Source organism: Bacteroides hominis (assembly GCF_033042785.2).
GTDB lineage: Bacteria > Bacteroidota > Bacteroidia > Bacteroidales > Bacteroidaceae > Bacteroides > Bacteroides hominis.
The window spans coordinates 589,565-608,056 of the sequence record NZ_CP178829.1 but is presented as its reverse complement, the minus strand read 5'-3'; the positions used below and the strand labels follow the sequence as shown (position 1 = coordinate 608,056).

Annotated in this window: 21 protein-coding genes, 2 tRNA genes and 2 rRNA genes; 24 read left to right on the top strand and 1 reads right to left on the bottom strand. The window is 40.9% G+C overall.

Going from position 1 to position 18,492, the window contains the following annotated elements; all coding sequences use genetic code 11:
• Window positions 1-120: 120 nt before the first annotated feature.
• The 16 genes from R3O62_RS02930 to R3O62_RS02855 all read left to right on the top strand — a co-directional run bounded on the left by R3O62_RS02930 (window position 121) and on the right by R3O62_RS02855 (window position 14,838).
• Window positions 121-197: transfer RNA gene (locus tag R3O62_RS02930), tRNA-Ile, on the top strand.
• 26 nt (window positions 198-223) lie between these two features.
• A tRNA-Ala gene (locus R3O62_RS02925) sits at window positions 224-300 on the top strand.
• 149 nt (window positions 301-449) lie between these two features.
• Window positions 450-3,337 (top strand): 23S ribosomal RNA (locus R3O62_RS02920).
• Window positions 3,338-3,426: 89 nt separating this feature from the next.
• A 5S ribosomal RNA gene (gene rrf, locus R3O62_RS02915) occupies window positions 3,427-3,537 on the top strand.
• A gap of 304 nt (window positions 3,538-3,841) precedes the next feature.
• A complete protein-coding gene (locus tag R3O62_RS02910; protein WP_032538256.1) occupies window positions 3,842-4,288 on the top strand; it encodes a hypothetical protein in 447 nt (148 codons plus the stop codon).
• 139 nt (window positions 4,289-4,427) lie between these two features.
• Entirely contained in the window at window positions 4,428-5,240 is an 813-nt protein-coding gene (locus R3O62_RS02905; RefSeq protein WP_005783005.1) for a MotA/TolQ/ExbB proton channel family protein, read from the top strand.
• A 27-nt stretch (window positions 5,241-5,267) separates the two neighbouring features.
• Window positions 5,268-5,873 carry an ExbD/TolR family protein gene (locus R3O62_RS02900; RefSeq protein WP_005783007.1) on the top strand — a complete coding sequence of 202 codons (606 nt, stop codon included), beginning with the start codon at window positions 5,268-5,270 and terminating at the stop codon, window positions 5,871-5,873.
• A gap of 12 nt (window positions 5,874-5,885) precedes the next feature.
• The gene (locus R3O62_RS02895) at window positions 5,886-6,536 is read left to right on the top strand and encodes an ExbD/TolR family protein (protein ID WP_005783009.1); all 651 of its coding nucleotides are present in this window, start codon (window positions 5,886-5,888) and stop codon (window positions 6,534-6,536) included.
• 29 nt (window positions 6,537-6,565) lie between these two features.
• Entirely contained in the window at window positions 6,566-7,381 is an 816-nt protein-coding gene (locus R3O62_RS02890; protein WP_005783011.1) for an energy transducer TonB, read from the top strand.
• Between the two features lie 2 nt (window positions 7,382-7,383).
• Complete coding sequence (locus tag R3O62_RS02885) at window positions 7,384-8,331, top strand: PstS family phosphate ABC transporter substrate-binding protein (RefSeq protein ID WP_022011258.1); 948 nt, start codon at window positions 7,384-7,386, stop codon at window positions 8,329-8,331.
• Window positions 8,332-8,350: 19 nt separating this feature from the next.
• The gene (locus R3O62_RS02880) at window positions 8,351-9,784 is read left to right on the top strand and encodes a tetratricopeptide repeat protein (RefSeq protein ID WP_317473029.1); all 1,434 of its coding nucleotides are present in this window, start codon (window positions 8,351-8,353) and stop codon (window positions 9,782-9,784) included.
• A gap of 329 nt (window positions 9,785-10,113) precedes the next feature.
• A complete protein-coding gene (locus R3O62_RS02875; RefSeq protein ID WP_032530226.1) occupies window positions 10,114-10,968 on the top strand; it encodes an ATP-binding cassette domain-containing protein in 855 nt (284 codons plus the stop codon).
• Complete coding sequence (locus tag R3O62_RS02870; RefSeq protein WP_005811100.1) at window positions 10,965-11,777, top strand: hypothetical protein; 813 nt, start codon at window positions 10,965-10,967, stop codon at window positions 11,775-11,777. Before R3O62_RS02875 ends, R3O62_RS02870 begins: the two co-directional genes overlap by 4 nt.
• A 15-nt stretch (window positions 11,778-11,792) precedes the next feature.
• Window positions 11,793-12,161, top strand: coding sequence for a GntR family transcriptional regulator (locus R3O62_RS02865; protein WP_005811098.1), 369 nt, complete (start codon window positions 11,793-11,795; stop codon window positions 12,159-12,161).
• Window positions 12,162-12,175: 14 nt separating this feature from the next.
• Complete coding sequence (locus R3O62_RS02860; protein WP_022011260.1) at window positions 12,176-12,976, top strand: hypothetical protein; 801 nt, start codon at window positions 12,176-12,178, stop codon at window positions 12,974-12,976.
• 338 nt (window positions 12,977-13,314) lie between these two features.
• The gene (locus tag R3O62_RS02855; RefSeq protein WP_101603941.1) at window positions 13,315-14,838 is read left to right on the top strand and encodes a hypothetical protein; all 1,524 of its coding nucleotides are present in this window, start codon (window positions 13,315-13,317) and stop codon (window positions 14,836-14,838) included.
• 274 nt (window positions 14,839-15,112) lie between these two features.
• On the opposite strand, the gene R3O62_RS02850 is transcribed toward R3O62_RS02855, so the two are convergent.
• On the bottom strand, window positions 15,113-15,463 hold the full coding sequence (locus R3O62_RS02850) for a helix-turn-helix domain-containing protein (RefSeq protein ID WP_005811088.1): 351 nt from the start codon (window positions 15,461-15,463) through the stop codon (window positions 15,113-15,115).
• Between the two features lie 124 nt (window positions 15,464-15,587).
• On the opposite strand from R3O62_RS02850, the gene R3O62_RS02845 reads away from it, so the two are divergent.
• The 8 genes from R3O62_RS02845 (at window position 15,588) to R3O62_RS02810 (ending at window position 18,331) form a co-directional block, all read left to right on the top strand.
• A complete protein-coding gene (locus tag R3O62_RS02845; protein ID WP_136199895.1) occupies window positions 15,588-15,812 on the top strand; it encodes a hypothetical protein in 225 nt (74 codons plus the stop codon).
• Between the two features lie 4 nt (window positions 15,813-15,816).
• Entirely contained in the window at window positions 15,817-16,374 is a 558-nt protein-coding gene (locus R3O62_RS02840) for a response regulator transcription factor (RefSeq protein WP_032542138.1), read from the top strand.
• A gap of 578 nt (window positions 16,375-16,952) precedes the next feature.
• Window positions 16,953-17,180, top strand: a complete 228-nt coding sequence (locus R3O62_RS02835; protein ID WP_317473030.1) for a hypothetical protein — start codon at window positions 16,953-16,955, stop codon at window positions 17,178-17,180.
• A 16-nt stretch (window positions 17,181-17,196) separates the two neighbouring features.
• Entirely contained in the window at window positions 17,197-17,505 is a 309-nt protein-coding gene (locus R3O62_RS02830) for a hypothetical protein (RefSeq protein WP_005812583.1), read from the top strand.
• A 10-nt stretch (window positions 17,506-17,515) separates the two neighbouring features.
• Window positions 17,516-17,794: a hypothetical protein gene (locus tag R3O62_RS02825; RefSeq protein ID WP_269115924.1), complete on the top strand. Its 279-nt coding sequence runs from the start codon at window positions 17,516-17,518 to the stop codon at window positions 17,792-17,794.
• Between the two features lie 13 nt (window positions 17,795-17,807).
• The gene (locus R3O62_RS02820; protein WP_005793873.1) at window positions 17,808-17,981 is read left to right on the top strand and encodes a hypothetical protein; all 174 of its coding nucleotides are present in this window, start codon (window positions 17,808-17,810) and stop codon (window positions 17,979-17,981) included.
• 19 nt (window positions 17,982-18,000) lie between these two features.
• Window positions 18,001-18,144 (top strand): hypothetical protein, encoded by a 144-nt coding sequence (locus R3O62_RS02815; RefSeq protein ID WP_005818055.1) that lies wholly within the window; start codon window positions 18,001-18,003, stop codon window positions 18,142-18,144.
• A 10-nt stretch (window positions 18,145-18,154) separates the two neighbouring features.
• The gene (locus R3O62_RS02810) at window positions 18,155-18,331 is read left to right on the top strand and encodes a hypothetical protein (RefSeq protein WP_005811065.1); all 177 of its coding nucleotides are present in this window, start codon (window positions 18,155-18,157) and stop codon (window positions 18,329-18,331) included.
• Window positions 18,332-18,492 lie beyond the last annotated feature (161 nt).

Here is an 18,492-nt window from a genome sequence, read left to right as displayed (position 1 = left end):
AAATTGTACTACTGGTACTTGTTTATTTATAGAATATAGATCGACCATCTATAGCAATATAGATAGAGATAAACAAGAGAAAAACAGAAGCCGAGTCTAAAAACAGGACACGGTTGAACTAGTCCTATAGCTCAGTTGGTTAGAGCGCTACACTGATAATGTAGAGGTCGGCAGTTCAACTCTGCCTGGGACTACCAAGACGAGATTGATATCTTGTATGATTGGGGGATTAGCTCAGCTGGCTAGAGCATCTGCCTTGCACGCAGAGGGTCAACGGTTCGAATCCGTTATTCTCCACCATTGATACGCTGGCAACGCAAGTTGCTGAATGTTATCATACGATCTTTGACATGATGTACAAAAAAAGTAAATTTAGTAAGAGCTAAAAGTATATATCGAACCATTTGGTTCAGATCCTTTTTAAGAAAAGGAGATGAACCTGGCGATAAAAGAAAGTAAATAAGGGCGCATGGCGGATGCCTTGGCTCTCGGAGGCGATGAAGGACGTGATAAGCTGCGATAAGCTTCGGGTAGGTGCAAATAACCTTTGATCCGAAGATTTCCGAATGGGACAACCCGGCATTCTGAAGGAATGTCATCCAACCAAGTTGGAGGCTAACGCAGGGAACTGAAACATCTTAGTACCTGCAGGAAAAGAAAATAAATAATGATTCCCCTAGTAGTGGCGAGCGAACGGGGAATAGCCCAAACCACCCGTGTTACGGCATGTGTGGGGTTGTAGGACCACGCTCTCGCAAGAAAGTTATTGAGAAGAAGCGACTGGAAAGTCGCGCCATAGACGGTGATAGCCCGGTATTCTAAGGTAACTGAAGCGTAGTGGTATCCTGAGTAGCGCGGAGCACGAGGAATTCTGCGTGAACCAGCCGGGACCATCCGGTAAGGCTAAATACTCCCGAGAGACCGATAGCGAACCAGTACTGTGAAGGAAAGGTGAAAAGCACTTCGAATAGAAGAGTGAAATAGTCCCTGAAACCATGCGCCTACAAGCGGTCGGAGCAGCTTATGCTGTGACGGCGTGCCTTTTGCATAATGAACCTACGAGTTACTTTTTCCGGCAAGGTTAAGCATCTTGAGATGTGGATCCGAAGCGAAAGCGAGTCTGAACAGGGCGGATAGTCGGAAGGAGTAGACGCGAAACCAAGTGATCTACCCTTGGGCAGGTTGAAGGTTAGGTAACACTAACTGGAGGACCGAACCGATAAGCGTTGAAAAGCTTCCGGATGACCTGAGGGTGGGGGTGAAAGGCTAATCAAACTTGGAGATAGCTCGTACTCCCCGAAATGCATTTAGGTGCAGCCTTGAGAATTACTAATGTGAGGTAGAGCGACTGATAAGATGCGAGGGCTTCACCGCCTATCAAGTCTTGATAAACTCCGAATGCGCATTAGTTCGATCTCAGGAGTGAGGGCATGGGTGCTAAGGTCCATGTCCTAAAGGAGAAGAATCCAGACCATCAGCTAAGGTCCCCAAATAAACACTAAGTTGAACTAACGAAGTCAGATTGCTAAGACAGCTAGGATGTTGGCTTGGAAGCAGCCATTCATTTAAAGAGTGCGTAACAGCTCACTAGTCGAGGAGTTTGGCGTGGATAATAATCGGGCATTAAGTGTTTTACCGAAGCTATGGGATACGTAAGTATCGGTAGGGGAGCATTCCACTCTGCGTTGAAGGCGAAGTGTGAGCTTTACTGGAGCGTGTGGAAAAGCAAATGTAGGTATAAGTAACGATAAAGGGGGTGAGAAACCCCCTCGCCGCAAGACTAAGGTTTCCTGATCAACGCTAATCGGATCAGGGTTAGTCGGGTCCTAAGGCTCAGCCGAACGGTGATGCCGATGGCAGAACAGGTTAATATTCCTGTACTAGCATTAAGAGTGACGTGGAGACGGAGGAGTGACAACGCCGCGGACTGACGGAATAGTCCGTTAAAGGGTGTAGATGTTGATTATCCCAGGCAAATCCGGGATAAGAGTCGAACCTGATAGTATACCAATTTCCTCGGAAAACGGTAATAGTGCGTGTAAACATACTCCCAAGAAAATCCGCTAAACTTAATCTTAATGGTACCCGTACCGCAAACGGACACACGTAGTCGGGTTGAATATACTCAGGCGCTTGAGTGAATCACGGTTAAGGAACTAGGCAAATTGACCCTGTAACTTCGGGATAAAGGGTCCCTACCCGGTGACGGGAGGGCGCAGAGAATAGGTCCAGGCAACTGTTTAACAAAAACACAGGGCTGTGCAAAATTGAAAGATCACGTATACAGCCTGACACCTGCCCGGTGCTGGAAGGTTAAGAGGAGATGTCATCGCAAGAGAAGCATTGAATTGAAGCCCCAGTAAACGGCGGCCGTAACTATAACGGTCCTAAGGTAGCGAAATTCCTTGTCGGGTAAGTTCCGACCTGCACGAATGGTGTAATGATCTGGACACTGTCTCAACCGTGAGCTCAGTGAAATTGTAGTATCGGTGAAGATGCCGATTACCCGCGATGGGACGAAAAGACCCCGTGAACCTTTACTATAGCTTAACATTGAATTTGGGTAATTGATGTGTAGGATAGGCCGGAGACTTTGAAGCAGGTACGCCAGTATTTGTGGAGTCGCTGTTGAAATACGGCCCTTTGATTATTTGAGTTCTAACTCGCTGTTGCGAGGACACTGTTTGGTGGGTAGTTTGACTGGGGTGGTCGCCTCCAAAAGTGTAACGGAGGCTTCTAAAGGTGCCCTCACGCCGATTGGTAACCGGCGGCAGAGTGTAATGGCATAAGGGCGCTTGACTGGGAGACTTACAAGTCGATCAGGTAGGAAACTAGAGCATAGTGATCCGGTGTTTCCGTATGGAAGGGACATCGCTCAAAGGATAAAAGGTACTCCGGGGATAACAGGCTGATCCCTCCCAAGAGCTCATATCGACGGAGGGGTTTGGCACCTCGATGTCGGCTCGTCACATCCTGGGGCTGGAGAAGGTCCCAAGGGTTGGGCTGTTCGCCCATTAAAGTGGCACGCGAGCTGGGTTCAGAACGTCGTGAGACAGTTCGGTCTCTATCTATCGTGGGCGCATGAAATTTGCGTGGCTCTGACACTAGTACGAGAGGACCGTGTTGGACTGACCTCTGGTTTACCGGTTGTGCCGCCAGGTGCATTGCCGGGTATCTAAGTCGGGATTGGATAAGTGCTGAAAGCATCTAAGTACGAAGCCAGCCACAAGATTAGATTTCTTTTAGGGTCGTTGTAGACTACAACGTTGATAGGACGCAGGTGTACAGGTGGTAACATCACAGCCGAGCGTTACTAATTGCCCGATGACTTTCTTTTATTGTCCTTTATGGTTTATATATCCGTTTAGCTTTACTATTTAGATAATAGACAGCTAAGTTTACTTTTGTACATTATGTCTACCTTATTCAGGTGACTATAGCATCAGGGTTCCACCTCTTCCCATTCCGAACAGAGAAGTTAAGCCTGATCACGCCGATGGTACTGCGTAACAGTGGGAGAGTAGGTAGTCGCCGTTTTCAGAGAGTTCATCCCCTCGGGTCAGAAGACACGAGGGGATGCTTGTTTTTGGGGTATAGGCTAAGAGGGACATGCGCTTGGAGAAGCGGGGATCACTTATTTGCATTATACCTTTTTTACTTTGATTAATCTTTTATATAAAAGAAAGAATCTTTTAGTTAAAACAAAAACCGGCTGTGAGTGTTTTAATGGTAGAGTTCGATTTTTAGCAATTAAAAGATGTGAAATATGGTGACACTATACAATAAGTTACTATTTTTGCCACGAAAATCGAAAAGAGAGTTTATCCATAAAAATAGAACGATGAAAACTTCTGTAAAATTCATATTGATGTTTGTTCTACTGATGCTATCATTTAGCATAAGTGGCAATGCATTGAATATTATGGAATGCTCTCATAACCCGGTTACTTCTTGCCAGGTTTCATCCTCTTCTTTGGATGCTAATTACTCTTATCGGTGTGGTAGCGATTTTGCCGGTTTTGATAAATCGCAAACTTTGTCTGTCTCCGATGTTGAATTAGGTTTCAAACCCGTTTCTGAAACATATTCTTCTACTAATAATCTTCGTCTTCGTCGAATTCTTGAGGATTCTGACCTTTTTAATGACACAATGCGTAAATTGTGCCTGTTGAGAGAGAATTTGTTGGTATTAGACCAAAGTAAATCTTATTATTCGGATAAGGATCCACATTATGCGTCCATAAGCTGTCAATACTACATCTTTGCTTTAAGACGTATCCTTATTTAATTCCCAATCTTATATACTCGCTGTGTTTGACAATGCAGCCTCATTTTTAGCATGAGGCTGTAGGGGTCGGACTGCGGTGTGTCTAATCGTATTTACTTTAATTCTTAATAACAAATTCTTTAACAAAAAAAACTTTATTATGGAAACTACTCAAAAAAAGTCGACTAAGATTGTAGGTATCAAGAATGCCGGATTGGTTATTATCTGCTGTTTCATTATAGCAGTGTGTATCTATCATTTCATTTTGGGAAATCCCACGAACTTTATGAACAATGATCCTAACAATCACCCACTTCCGGGAAACTTTATGGGGACCATTTACAAAGGTGGAGTGATTGTGCCTGTTATTCAAACTTTATTGCTGACCGTATTGGCATTGAGCATTGAACGTTATTTTGCTCTTCGCTCTGCTTTCGGTAGAGGTTCTTTGGTTAAATTCGTTTCTAACATCAAGGATGCCCTATCGGCAGGAGATCTTCGTAAGGCGCAGGAAGTTTGTGACAAACAGCGTGGTTCTGTAGCAAACGTCGTTACTTCTACATTGCGGAAGTATGAAGAAATGGAGAATGATTCTTCTCTTTCGAAAGATCAGAAACTGCTTGCTATCCAAAAAGAACTGGAAGAAGCTACTGCGCTTGAACTTCCGATGATGGAACAGAATCTTCCGATTATCGGTACGATCACCACATTGGGTACTTTGATGGGATTGCTTGGTACGGTTATTGGTATGATCCGTTCGTTCGCCGCTTTGGCTGCCGGTGGTTCTGCCGACTCAATGGCTCTTTCACAAGGTATCTCTGAAGCTTTGATTAATACAGCTTTCGGTATCCTTACCGGTGCGTTGGCAGTTATCTCTTATAACTACTATACAAACAAAATCGATAAGTTGACTTACAGCCTTGACGAGGTAGGCTTCTCTATTGTGCAGACTTTTGCAGCTACTCATAAATAATCTGGAATCCACTAAATTCTGACAATAATGGGCAGAGCGAAAATTAAAAAGAAAAGTACGTTCATCGACATGACGGCGATGAGTGACGTTACGGTACTGTTGCTTACCTTCTTTATGTTAACTTCTACATTTGTGAAGAAAGAGCCGGTACAAGTGACTACCCCCGCCTCAGTTTCGGAAATTAAGATTCCGGAAAAGAATATCCTTCAGATATTGGTCGATCCGAACGGAAAGATATTTATGAGTATGGACAAGCAGTCCGACTTGAAAGCGGTATTGGAGAGCATGGGACAGGAATATGGCGTCACATTCACTCCGGAACAGGAAAAGAAATTCATGTTGGCATCCACTTTCGGAGTGCCGATGAAAAACATGAAAACTTATCTTGACTTGCCGACTGAAAAGCAGGATGCAGTACTGAAGAACGAAGGTATTCCTTGCGATAGTCTTGATAATCAGTTTAAGTCATGGGTGCGTAATGCACGTGCTGTGAATTCTGATTTGCGTATTGCGATCAAGGCTGATGCGGATACTCCTTATTCTGTGATTAAAAATGTTATGAATTCACTTCAGGACCTCAGGGAGAATCGGTATAACCTGATTACTTCTCTGAAAACGACTTCTGAAAACTAAAAACGAACAACTATGAGTGCTGAAGTACAAGAAAGCGGTAAAAAGAAGGGGAATAGCAAACAGAAGAAGATGACGGTTCGCGTAGACTTTACGCCTATGGTGGATATGAATATGTTGTTGATCACTTTCTTTATGCTTTGTACCTCGTTGAGCAAACCTCAGACGATGGAGATAAGCATGCCGAGCAATGATAAAAACATCACCGAAGAACAGCAAAGCAAGGTGAAAGCTTCACAGGCAATCACGCTCTTGTTGGGACCCGATGACAAACTATATTATTATGAAGGAGAACCCAACTACAAGGATTATACTTCTCTGAAAGAGACGTCGTATAAACCGGATGGATTACGGGCAATACTTCTGAAGAAGAATGCTGCTGCTGTCAGACAGGTAAATGATCTGAAACAGAAGAAGCTGGAACTTAAGATATCAGACGATGAATTTACGAAGCAACTTTCCGAAATAAAGAGTGGAAAGGATACGCCTACAGTCATCATCAAGGCGATGGATAATGCATCGTATGCAAATCTGATTGACGCTCTCGATGAAATGCAGATATGTAATATTGGTAAGTATGTGATAACGGATATTGCCGAGGCTGACGAATTTCTGGTGAAGAATTTTGAAAGTAAGGGTGAGCTTTCACAGAATATTGCCGAATAAAATGTAACACCAAAAAATAGAAAATTAAAATGGCAAAAATAGATTTAACTTCTTTTGAATGGTGTGAGCTGATTTTTAAAGGCAAAAATAAAGCTTATGGTGCGTATAAAATGCGTGCTGATTCACCCAAACGTCACAATGTGGCAATGGTTATTGTGTTGATAATCGCCTTAGTGGGCTTTAGTCTTCCGACTTTAATCAAGATGGCCACTCCGAAGCAAAAAGAGGTAATGACGGAAGTCACCACCTTGTCGCAATTGGAGGAGCCTGAAATAAAGCAGGAAGAGATGAAGAGAGTAGAACCGGTGGCACCACCCCCACCTGCTTTGAAGAGTTCTATCAAGTTTACCGCTCCAGTCATTAAAAAAGATGAGGAAGTACATGAGGATGATGAGATTAAAAGCCAGGAAGAACTCACACAAACCAAAGTCGCTATATCCATTGCCGACGTGAAGGGTAACGATGAAGCAAACGGTAAGGATATTGCCGATTTGAAACAAGTGGTTACTCAGGCAGAGCCGGCCGAAGAAAAAGTTTTCGATATGGTAGAACAGATGCCTACATTCCCCGGTGGAACCACAGAATTGATGAGGTATATCGGTGAACATCTGAAATACCCTACCATTGCTGCCGAGAATGGTACACAAGGAAAGGTGATCTGTCGTTTTGTGGTTGGTAAGGATGGACAGGTGCGGGATGTAACTATCGCACGTTCATTGGATCCATATTGCGACAAGGAAGCCATACGTGTTATCAAATCGATGCCTAAATGGATTCCTGGAAAACAGAACGGTAAGGCCGTGGCAGTAAATTTCACAGTTCCTATTGTCTTTAAACTACAGTAATTATGACTAAGAAACAATTCTGGCTAATCAGTGCCTGGTCTTTGATTGTATTATCTGCTTGTAATTCAAAACCCAGGGACGGACTGACGGATACTTATACGTCGGGAGTAATAGCTATTACCGCTGACGAAAGTTTTCAACCCATTGTTCAAGAGGAAATCGATGTATTCGAGGGATTATTTCCTTTGGCCGGAATTGTTCCCCGTTATACTACTGAGGTAGACGCTATCAATCAGCTTCTGAAGGATAGTGTGCGTCTGGCTATTACCACTCGTACATTGACTCCCGAAGAGATGAATTCTTTCCACAGCCGGAAATTCTTCCCTCGGGAAATAAAGCTGGCTACTGACGGATTAGCCCTGATTGTCAACAGGCAAAATACAGATACCCTGATTTCGGTGCGTGATATCCGGCGTATTCTGACAGGAAGGGTACATGCATGGAAAGAGCTTTATCCTACCTCAAAGCTGGGTGATATCCAACTCGTATTTGATAATAAGAACTCAAGCACGGTACGTTTTGCAGTTGACTCCATCTGCAAAGGAGCTCCTTTATCCGATAAAGATGTAAAGGCTCTGAGGACAAATCAGCAAGTGATTGATTACGTAGCACGTACACCCGATGCTATCGGAGTGATTGGCGTCAATTGGCTTGGAAACCGGAGTGATACCACAAACTTGTCTTTCCGTGATGAGATTAGAGTGATGTCAGTAAGTGCAGACGATATAGCTACCCCGCAGAACAGTTACAAGCCCTATCAAGCTTATCTGTATTACGGAAACTATCCGTTAGCACGCCCTATTTATGTATTACTGAATGATCCCCGTAATGCACTGCCCTGGGGATTCGCTTCTTTTCTCACTTCTGATAGAGGGCAGCGGATTATATTAAAGTCCGGACTCGTTCCGGCTACCCAGCCGGTTCGTATTGTGGACGTGAAAGACGAATAATAACTAAAATTGAATTACAATGAAACGATTTCAACTGTTTTTAGTAGGAGCATTTGTAGCAGCCGGTCCGCTTTTTGCGCAATCGGCGGATGCTGATTGGCACAGCGAGGTTGCCAAAGTAAAAGAATTGATTCAGATCAACCCGGCGCAGGCTTCCGAAGAAGCCGCACAGTTGCTGAAAGGGAAAAATAAAAAAAATACCGATCTCCTGACTGCCATTGGTCAGGCATATCTGGAAGCTGGTAAAATTAGTGAAGCGGAAACTTATGCCGCTCTTGGACAAAAGGCTGACAGCAAATCGGCTGCGGTATCGGTGCTGCAAGGCGATATAGCCGTAGCTAAGAAAGAGGCCGGAAAAGCTTGTCAGCTTTACGAACAGGCTATCTATTTCGATCCTAATTATAAAGAGGCTTATTTGAAATTCGCTGATGTGTATAAGGCTGCCAGTCCACAACTTGCCATAGAGAAACTGGAACAGCTGAAGAGCATTGATCCTTCGAGTGTTGCTGCCGACAAGAAACTGGCTGAAATTTATTATTTGAATAATAAGTTTGATAAAGCGGCTGAAGCTTATGCCCGATTCATCAATACTCCGGAAGCAACGGAAGATGATTTGACGAAGTATTCTTTTGCGCTTTTTTTGAACCATGATTTTGAGAAGTCGCTACAGATAGCTCTGATGGGATTGCAGAAGAATCCGCGTGATGCCGCGTTCAACCGTTTGGCTATGTATAACTATACCGACTTGAAACGCTATGATGAAGCTATGAAAGCAGCAGATGCTTTCTTTAAAGAGTCTGATAAGGCCGATTTTTCTTATCTTGACTATATGTATTTCGGTCATTTGCTTAATGCTGTAAAAAAGTATGATCAAGCGGTGGATGCTTATATGCAGGCAATCACACTCGATCCGAGTAAAACAGATTTGTGGCGTGAAGTCTCTTCTTCTTATGAATTGAACAATGAATTTACAAAGGCGATAGAAGCCTATAAAAAATATAGCGAATCGTTGAGTGCCGATAAACGTACCCCTGACGTACAGTTTCAGATTGGAAAGCTTTATTACGAAAAGGGTACGCAATCGGATACATTGACGGTTTCTTTAGATGAGCGGAGGGCTGCTCTTCTCTCTGCCGATTCTATTTTTACTGAAATTGCTACAGTGGCTCCGGATAGTTATTTGGGTAACTTCTGGAGGGCACGCACCAATTCTGCGTTAGACCCGGAAACCACTCAGGGATTGGCTAAACCTTATTATGAAGAGGTAGCCACATTCCTGGTTGACAAAAACGATCCGAGATATAACTCTGTACTGATTGAGTGTTACAGTTATCTGGGATATTATTATCTGGTGGCTAACAAACTTCCTGAATCTAAGGAGTATTGGAATAAAATTCTGGCTATAGACCCCGCTAATGCTACTGCTAAACGTGCATTGGATGGCATCAAATAGTAATAATTTTAGTTGTTTGTCGTGTGGGAGGAGTGGAGAGTGATTCTTAGCTCCTCCTTTTTTATAGTGCTTTCCGCTACCTTTGCTTAATTATAAGTCTGCTTGTTTTTCACCTTATTATATTTAGTGAGACATATGCTTCTCAGTTTTTGCGTTGATCTTATTCTCTTCTTTGTATATATAAAATGTGTTTCTTTATAGTGTTGATTATAAGAATTGTATAAGAAAGTTTGAAAAAATATTGCTGAATTTGTTGTAGTATCCATATATTTGTCTACTTTTGCAGTGTGCTATTATACTAATACACATAAACTCATAAATAAATGAAGATGATTACAGCAGAAAATCTTTCTTTTTTCTATCGTAAATCGAAGCGTGCCGTATTGCATGACTTCTCTCTATCACTTGAGAAGGGTAGAGTTTACGGATTGCTCGGCAAAAATGGTGCAGGTAAATCTACACTACTCTATCTCATGAGTGGCCTACTCACACCCAAAAGTGGCCGTGTGCTTTATCACGGTACTGATGTGCGCCGTCGCCTGCCGGTTACATTGCAGGATATGTTCCTGGTTCCTGAAGAGTTTGACCTTCCCCCTGTTTCGCTAATTAGCTATGTAGAGTTAAACAGTCCGTTTTACCCTCGTTTTAGTAAAGAGGATATGGTGAAATATCTGCACTATTTTGAGATGGATATCAATATTGATCTGGGGGCGCTCTCTATGGGGCAGAAGAAGAAAGTGTTCATGAGCTTTGCGCTTGCTACAAATACGTCTTTACTATTGATGGATGAGCCGACCAATGGACTGGACATTCCGGGTAAGAGCCAGTTCCGGAAGTTTATAGCTTCGGGTATGACAGATGATAAAACGATCTTGATTTCTACACATCAGGTGCGTGACATTGATAAGGTGTTGGACCATGTGCTGATTATGGACAATAGCCGGGTGCTACTGAACGAATCTGTAATGGGCATTTGTGATAAACTGCTTTTTACTGAGAGTGACGACCGGACATTGCTTCAATCTTCTTTATATTCCGCTCCGTCTATTCAAGGTAATTTCTTGCTTCTGCCTAATGAATCGGGCGATGATTCGGAGATCAATCTTGAATTACTTTTTAACGCTACCTTGGCAGTTCCCGAAAGGATATCTGCATTGTTCCACACTAAACAAACAGAATTATGATAAGAGATACTTTTTTCAGCCAAACACGTTTTATGAATCTCTGCCGTAAAGAGATGATCGAGAACTGGAAGTCAAATCTGCTCCGTGTCGCGTTGATGTATGGTGCCATGGCGGTGATAATGATATGGAATGGATATTTGAGTTATCGGGCCAGTCAGGATAGCGATATAACCTGGAGTTTTAATCTGATGATTTTTATATGGGGGCTTTGGGTGTTTGGTTGCCTGAGTGCTTCGTTTACGATGGAAAGGATGAAATCGAAAACAGGGCGGCTCTCTGTACTTATGACTCCTGCCACTTCGTTTGAAAAATTCTTTTCCCGCTGGCTGGTATTTACGGTTGTTTTCTTAATCGTTTTTCTGATTACCTATAAGCTGGCGGATTATACAAAGGTATTGGTGTATTCGTTAGCTTATCCGGAGAATGATGCGATTGCGGTTACTCCGCTGTCTCATTTGTTTGGTGATAATACAGGTTATTATACGGTGTTCAGGCATACCTATACGTTTGTATTGATGATAGCAGGCTATTTTTTCTTTCAGTCTTGTTTTGTATTAGGGAGTACTGTCTGGCCTAAGAATTCTTTTGTCAAAACATTTTCTGCAGGAATGATTGTTTTTATTGCCTATGTGTTAATTGTTGGCGGATTTGCTAAATTGATATGGTCGGATCACATAAATTTCAATCCGGATATTAGTGAGGAAGCAGCTTTTGATTGTCTTTCAGCAATAGCAATACTTTTTACACTGATCAATTGGACACTTTCGTATTTCCGTTTCAAGGAATCTGAGATTATTAATCGAATGTAACAAACTCTTACGTTTATGAATTTTAAAGAGAGTAAAGCCATTTATCTGCAAATAGCAGATCGAATCTGTGATGAGATACTTCTCGGGCAGTATCAGGAGGAGGAACGTATTCCTTCCGTAAGGGAGTATGCAGCTATAGTAGAGGTAAATGCCAATACGGCCATGCGCTCGTTCGACTATCTTCAGTCGCAGAATATCATTTACAATAAACGAGGTATCGGTTATTTTGTTTCTGCCGGTGCCAAAGATCTGATTCTTTCACTTCGCCGGGAGACCTTCTTGAAGGATGAACTTGAGCACGTATTTCGTCAACTCTACACACTGGGAGTTTCGGATGAAGAGCTGCTGGTTATGTATCGTAACTTTATGATGAAACAAAAATAAAAAAATAGAATCTTATGAAACGTACTACATATATATTTATTGGCATACTTGCTTCGGTACTCGTGATACTAATGGCAGGTGTCGTTTATATTTCTTTCCAAAAGTCTGATAGAGACTCATACATACTCACTTTTTCGGATAAGTTGCTTCAAACAGAGTTTTCCGGTGTTCGTGCCGTAAAAGTTTATGCAAGTGATACACGTCATGCGTGGCTGGAACAGGCTTGCGTGAATGTAGTGCCATCTACTGATGGGAAAACAAGATTATTTAGTCCGGAATCTGAATATCTGAAAATCAGTCAGGATGCGGATACTTTGGTGATTTGCCTGGATTTGACTAATTATGATCTTCCTGAACAGAAAAAGAAATATCTTATTCCGGGGTTGCAGGCTAAAGGATTACAGCTTACTATAGAAGCGGATGCTAATCTGGCTTTTCTGACCAATACCATTCGTGGATTGCGTACGAATATGAACGGGATAAAAACAGACTCTTTGGCTACGTATATCCAAAGTGGGGAAGTACGTTTAGATTCTTGTGAGATTCGCGCTCTCTATGTTGATGGTGATGGCGTGACATTTAATGCTCTTCAATCGATAATTCCCTATCTTTATTTGGATCTGGATGGCGTCAGAAACTGGGGTGTCCATGAATGTACAATTGGTACTGAACACTTGACAGGTAGTGAGACTTATCATCGTAATGAGCTCCAGAAAGGGGAATGCAAGAAGATGATTTGGACTCCTAAGAAGGAGGATGCCGTGCTGCATGTGACGATGAAGGAAAAAGGGTGTTTAGTACTTCAAGACGAATAAAAAAGGCATTGCTTCTCGGGCTTTGAGAAGTTTGAGTGGATAGATTGTATATCAGGAAGAAAAGGATGTAGCAAAAGAACTGTTTAGTTTATTGTTGCATCTTTTTTTGTTATCAGAAGTGGAAAGCTATACTTTCTGTTACATACTTACCATTTATGCAGTAGACTATTATGGGGCTAAATGCGATAGTAATGGCGTGTTTTTGGAGTGGTAAGGCATTGGAGTATTTTGCCGTTTTGGAGAGATTTAATGAAACGAATGAAATGATCTTGTCCGATAGATGAGAAGAATGATTATATTTGCAATATTTGTTTTTGTTAATCTAAAAAATATCCTATATGACACGACATAAAAACTTATTGATATTGTTTTTTTGTAGCATGTGTATTTCTGTTGCAGGTCAGCCATGTGCAGTAAAAAGCCTTGTGCCCGATACTCCATCTAAAGCTCCGGATTACTTTTGTACGTGGAATTTGCAAGGCTATGTGGTCAGCTATAAAAGTACTGAACTAACCAGAGCCGCCATGACTGAAGACTATTTATTTGGAGATGGACCCTATCAGAATTGGGTAGATTGTTATCCTGCTATCCGGAAAGATCTTTATTTTGTAATGGACGATTCATGGGATATACCGAAAGGCGTTAATGATTCACCAAATCCTTATTTAGGAACTGTAGAACTTAGTCCGGATCGCTTCCCGTCTTTTGGTGGAGATGACGTGGAACGTTTAAGGCAGCTATCCTTAAAAATCAAAAGCAAAGGCTGGAAAGGTATTGGTGGATGGATTTGTGCCCAGAAGGCAGAAAAGTATGCCGATATTCCTGAGGAAGAATATTGGAAACGACGGATAAAGGTAGCTAATGAAGCAGGTTTTGATTATTGGAAAGTGGATTGGGGGAAAGAGGATAGGAATGGAGAATGGAGGAGAAGATTAACTTCTATGGGCAAACGATATGCTCCTCATTTATATATAGAACATGCTTTGCGAAATGAGTTTATTGAATTCAGCGATGTCTTTCGGACGTATGATGTAGAAAACATTATGGCGCAGCCGATTACTATTCAGCGTATTTGTGATCTATTACCTTATAAGACCGTTAATGGGGCAAAAGGAATTATCAACTGTGAAGATGAACCTTATATTGCAGTGGGGCTGGGTTGTGCTATTGGTGTGATGCGTCATTCGTTTGCAGGAACTTTGCCGGATGGGACACAGGATTTTGTATTTCCACCGACCGGGCGTGATATAAAGCGACGTTTGGATGAAGTAGTACGTGGAGTCAGATGGCATCGGATAGCAGTACCTTTCTCAGTAGGAAATACAGCTTATGCTATTGATAGCGTGAAGCTTACTGATCATTGGACGCTATGGGAGAACGAAACCTGGAATAAAGGACGTAAGGTTGGTACGGACGTGATAGCTGTAGCACCGGCACGGGTCGCCCGGGGAATGGGATTGCCGAAAGTTTCCGGGGCTCCTCTGGAAGTTCGTCCATTTGTGCTGGCGTCCCGTTATCCCAATGGTGCTGTAGCTGTTGTTACAATAGGGCGTAATTTGGGGCGTGAATATGTAACAGAAGAAGTTGCAGTGACCGTATCTATTGATCGTTGGGATGTGCCTGTCGGTTTACTGGGGTATTTCAAAGAGGTGACGATGGTATTTCCTTCCTCAATAGAAAAGGAGAATCGTACGGTATATGCACAGGATTTGGCAGGAGAAACTCCGGTGGATATTACTTCCAAAATTGTAATTAAGGGGAATCGTTTGACAATACCGGGGGATGTAATCCGACAAATAGGACTCATGAATGCTTCTGAGGGAGATTGTTCTGATCCGGGGATGGTACTAAGAATAATGTAGCTATTGGTGACTGTCTTAAAGTTGGTACTTAATGATAAAACGGTAATCCATGATCCCTTTGGTTCTGATATAAAATCAAGAAAGGCTGATAATTTATTAATTATCAGCCTTTCTCTTCTATTTAGTTGCGGAGGCCTGACTTTCCTGTTAAAAAAAATAGATGGACTGTGCTTTGAGAATCAGTTACTTACTCCTTCATAACTATGTTAATAATCTTATTATTTGTCCGAGATTTGTCCTCAGAAAACATTTTAGAATTTCAATTTTTCTTTTATTATTGTTTTAAAAGAATTTGAATAGTTCTTTCTTTCTCTTCAAGCAGTTGTTTTAAGTGAGATAGTTCTTTCTGACATTCACTCAAGGCAATATCTCCAGATACATTATTTCCATTACCTTTAACATGATGTCCAATATTGATAGATGTATTATCTACCTCTCTATCAAAGAAGTAATCCATTGATACCTTAAAAAAATCAGCAATTTTCTCAAGGCTACCTACTCTTACATTGGCTCCTGCAATCATTTTATCTAATCCTGGAGCACTAATACCTAAAGTAGTGTATAATTTTACCTTAGTAATTCCTCTCTCTTCCAAAAGATTATTTATTCTCTCTCCTACAAACATAACTTTAGTTTATAATTAGTCTAAATAATGCAAACGATAGGTAGTTTTATATATTATAGTTTGTGTTATATAAAACTATTGTTTATGTTTGCAGTGTAAATATAGAACTAAAAATTGTATTGGCATGAAGAAAACTGAGGAATCTCAAAAAATGGTACTTAAAGACCATTATGATGCTTTATCTGAAGAAGACAAAATTGCATTGCGGAAAGAGTACATGGATGCTACAGGGATGGCATATACGACATTTTATATGAAGTTGCGTACTGATTCTTTTAGACCATTAGAACGGAACCTTTTTGAGAAACTGATATTAGATCACAAAGTTCCATCATTAGTAAAGGCATAATATTATGATATACCGAAACGTTGAATTCTATAATACACCTGATGGTGAGGTTATGATCAAGGAAGAAAATAAACCTGCACGTGTCTTTACGGAATCGGAACGTGAGCTTATAAATAATGTTCTTTCCCTTATTCGCGACAGGTACGTTGATGCTTACAATAAACTTCTTGAAATTTACTCAAAGAGTGATCGGAATAAGCTCTATTATGAATTTCGGATTGTGCATCGTTTTATCCGGTGTAATTTTGGAGAGTACGATCAATTTAATTACGATATCGATGCGTCTGGTAATTATGAATTTGAGGAAGTCAAATGCCCTCTCCGGGGCGAATGCTTGTATGAAGGAGTAGTATGCAAGCCTAAACTTACTACAGAGTTGACTGATCGTGAGATGATGGTCTTCCGGCTGATTGTGGATAATATGCAAACGGAAGAGATCGCTAAAGAACTTGCCATATCTATACCTACTGTTAATCGACACCGGGAAAACATAAAATTTAAGATCGGTGTAAAAAGTGTCTCACAGATGGTCAATTACTGGCATCATAACAATATGAAATGAAAAAGAGAAGGAATAAAAAGCGTAAACAGAGGAGATATCTTTCTCTGAAGGATATCATTAAATCCCGTCCACGGTTTGTATCAGGTGTTTGCCGATATTGCGGTTGCACGGACAATGATCCTTGTTATAATCCTAACTATGGAAATTGTTGGTGGGCAGATTCGGATCATACTGTATGTTCACACTGTGTAGACGAATTGATCTGTAATGATGAAGATACGATTCATTGTATCGTATCAAAGGACTTAGCTTAGAATACAATGTTCCGTGAGGAGTGCTAATTTATATATAATAATTAAAGATGCCGGCTGAAAGGACAGCCGTTGGGACAGCCCCAGTTAGGTTTTGTATTTTAGATATCACTTATAGACCGGGAAACTCCCGGTCTATTCTAAACAACCACCTGACTATAACTTGCCATGGAAACAAAAGTATACTATCGTATAAATCACCAAAAGCTCTCAGGAGAGTGGATGCAGCATGTACGGCGTGACTGGCATAAAATTATATCGAAGAAACGACGTGCTTTTTTGAAGGAAGAGCAAAATAAATAGTTACTAACATAAAACTTATTAATCATGGAAAAGCAAAATCAAAAATGTAAAGTAACCATTGAAAATGAAGATGGGGAAAAAATAATAATCAATCTCTGTAATGACTTGAAGAAGGAAACTTTAGATATCAATATAACTGGTAGTCCTGATAACCTTAAAGAGCATAAGGGCTTTTATTGTACAATAGCATCTGTCTTAGTTGGTGCCTTACAAAGAGAAGGAGAGTCAGCTGATAAGATAGAGGTAAATTGATAATAACAGAATAGTAATGAACAAAAATATAATCATAAAGAAAGAGAAGCCTATCTGTCAGTTAGATGGGCTTCCGGGAGTAAAAAGACGTAAGGTTGATGCGTATAGTATCAATAATACAAGTGACATTGAATCAACCATCGAACTGGGATATGCGTGTACTTCTGCCGGAGATAATGGAGCTATAAATGTTTGGAAGGATGATGCAGGAATTATTCGCGGTGAATTAATGCGGTACTGTGTAACTGTTGAAAAAAGAACGTTTACCAGCTATGCAGAAGTGGAAAAATGCGTTAGTGATTGGCTTGAAAGGATTAACCCATAACATAACAATTATGAACAAATATACAGCCAAACAGATTGCGGAATCTGACGATCTATTTGAAAAGCAAATACATAAAGTCAGAAAGTTCTATTTGAGTCGTAATCCCGATAAAATGATGATGCTTGAAGAAAGAAAAGCTGTCATCAAAGAACGGAATAAAGGCCTTTCCCCCGAATACGACAAAGAGTATTATTGTGGAACTTGTGGAGCTAAAGACGGTGCGGAACATCCTAAAACCGGATATTGCTTTCACTGTGATACTGATAACTGGATTTCAAAGAATTACTAATAACTGATAAGAAATGAAAACAAAATTTGTAAAAACGACAGACCGTAAAGGCACTTATATCATTGAAGGTTCATCTGATGGCAGATTCTTTAATATAAAGAGGTTCATTTGTCAAGTTCAAAAACAAGAAACCGAAAAAGAGACGCAAGAATTAGCTGATTTTATTTTATCAAAACTTAATTCCTAACATAACAGAAAGGAACATTATGGAAAATGAAGAATATCTCTGTATTAATTGTGCTAAAAAGATAGAATGTTATGGACCTGACATCAAATTAGAAGAACCTGATTTATGTATTCCCATAAACTGCATAGATTATGAAGATATGGAAGAAAAATTTAATTCATAACTGATCAGAAATGAATAAATACACTATAAGATATTATTACGGTTCATACTCCGGAATACGGGAAGTATATGCCGATGATGAGGAAACCGCTATTACCTATATGTGGCGGATGTTACGGAAAGATATGACATTGCCAGTGGCTTATCAGTCCGAAGAAATAATTGATGTAGAATATGATGCAGATTGATTAATAACTGATAATTTATGTACCCAACTAAAATATTTGAAGAAGCCATTAAAATATGTGGCTACACAATTAAGGAAATTAAATATACCGATAAATCGAGAGAGGTGCGGAAAGTTATCGGTACAGTTCCTATTTCCAAGAAAGTGACAATCGATGGCCAG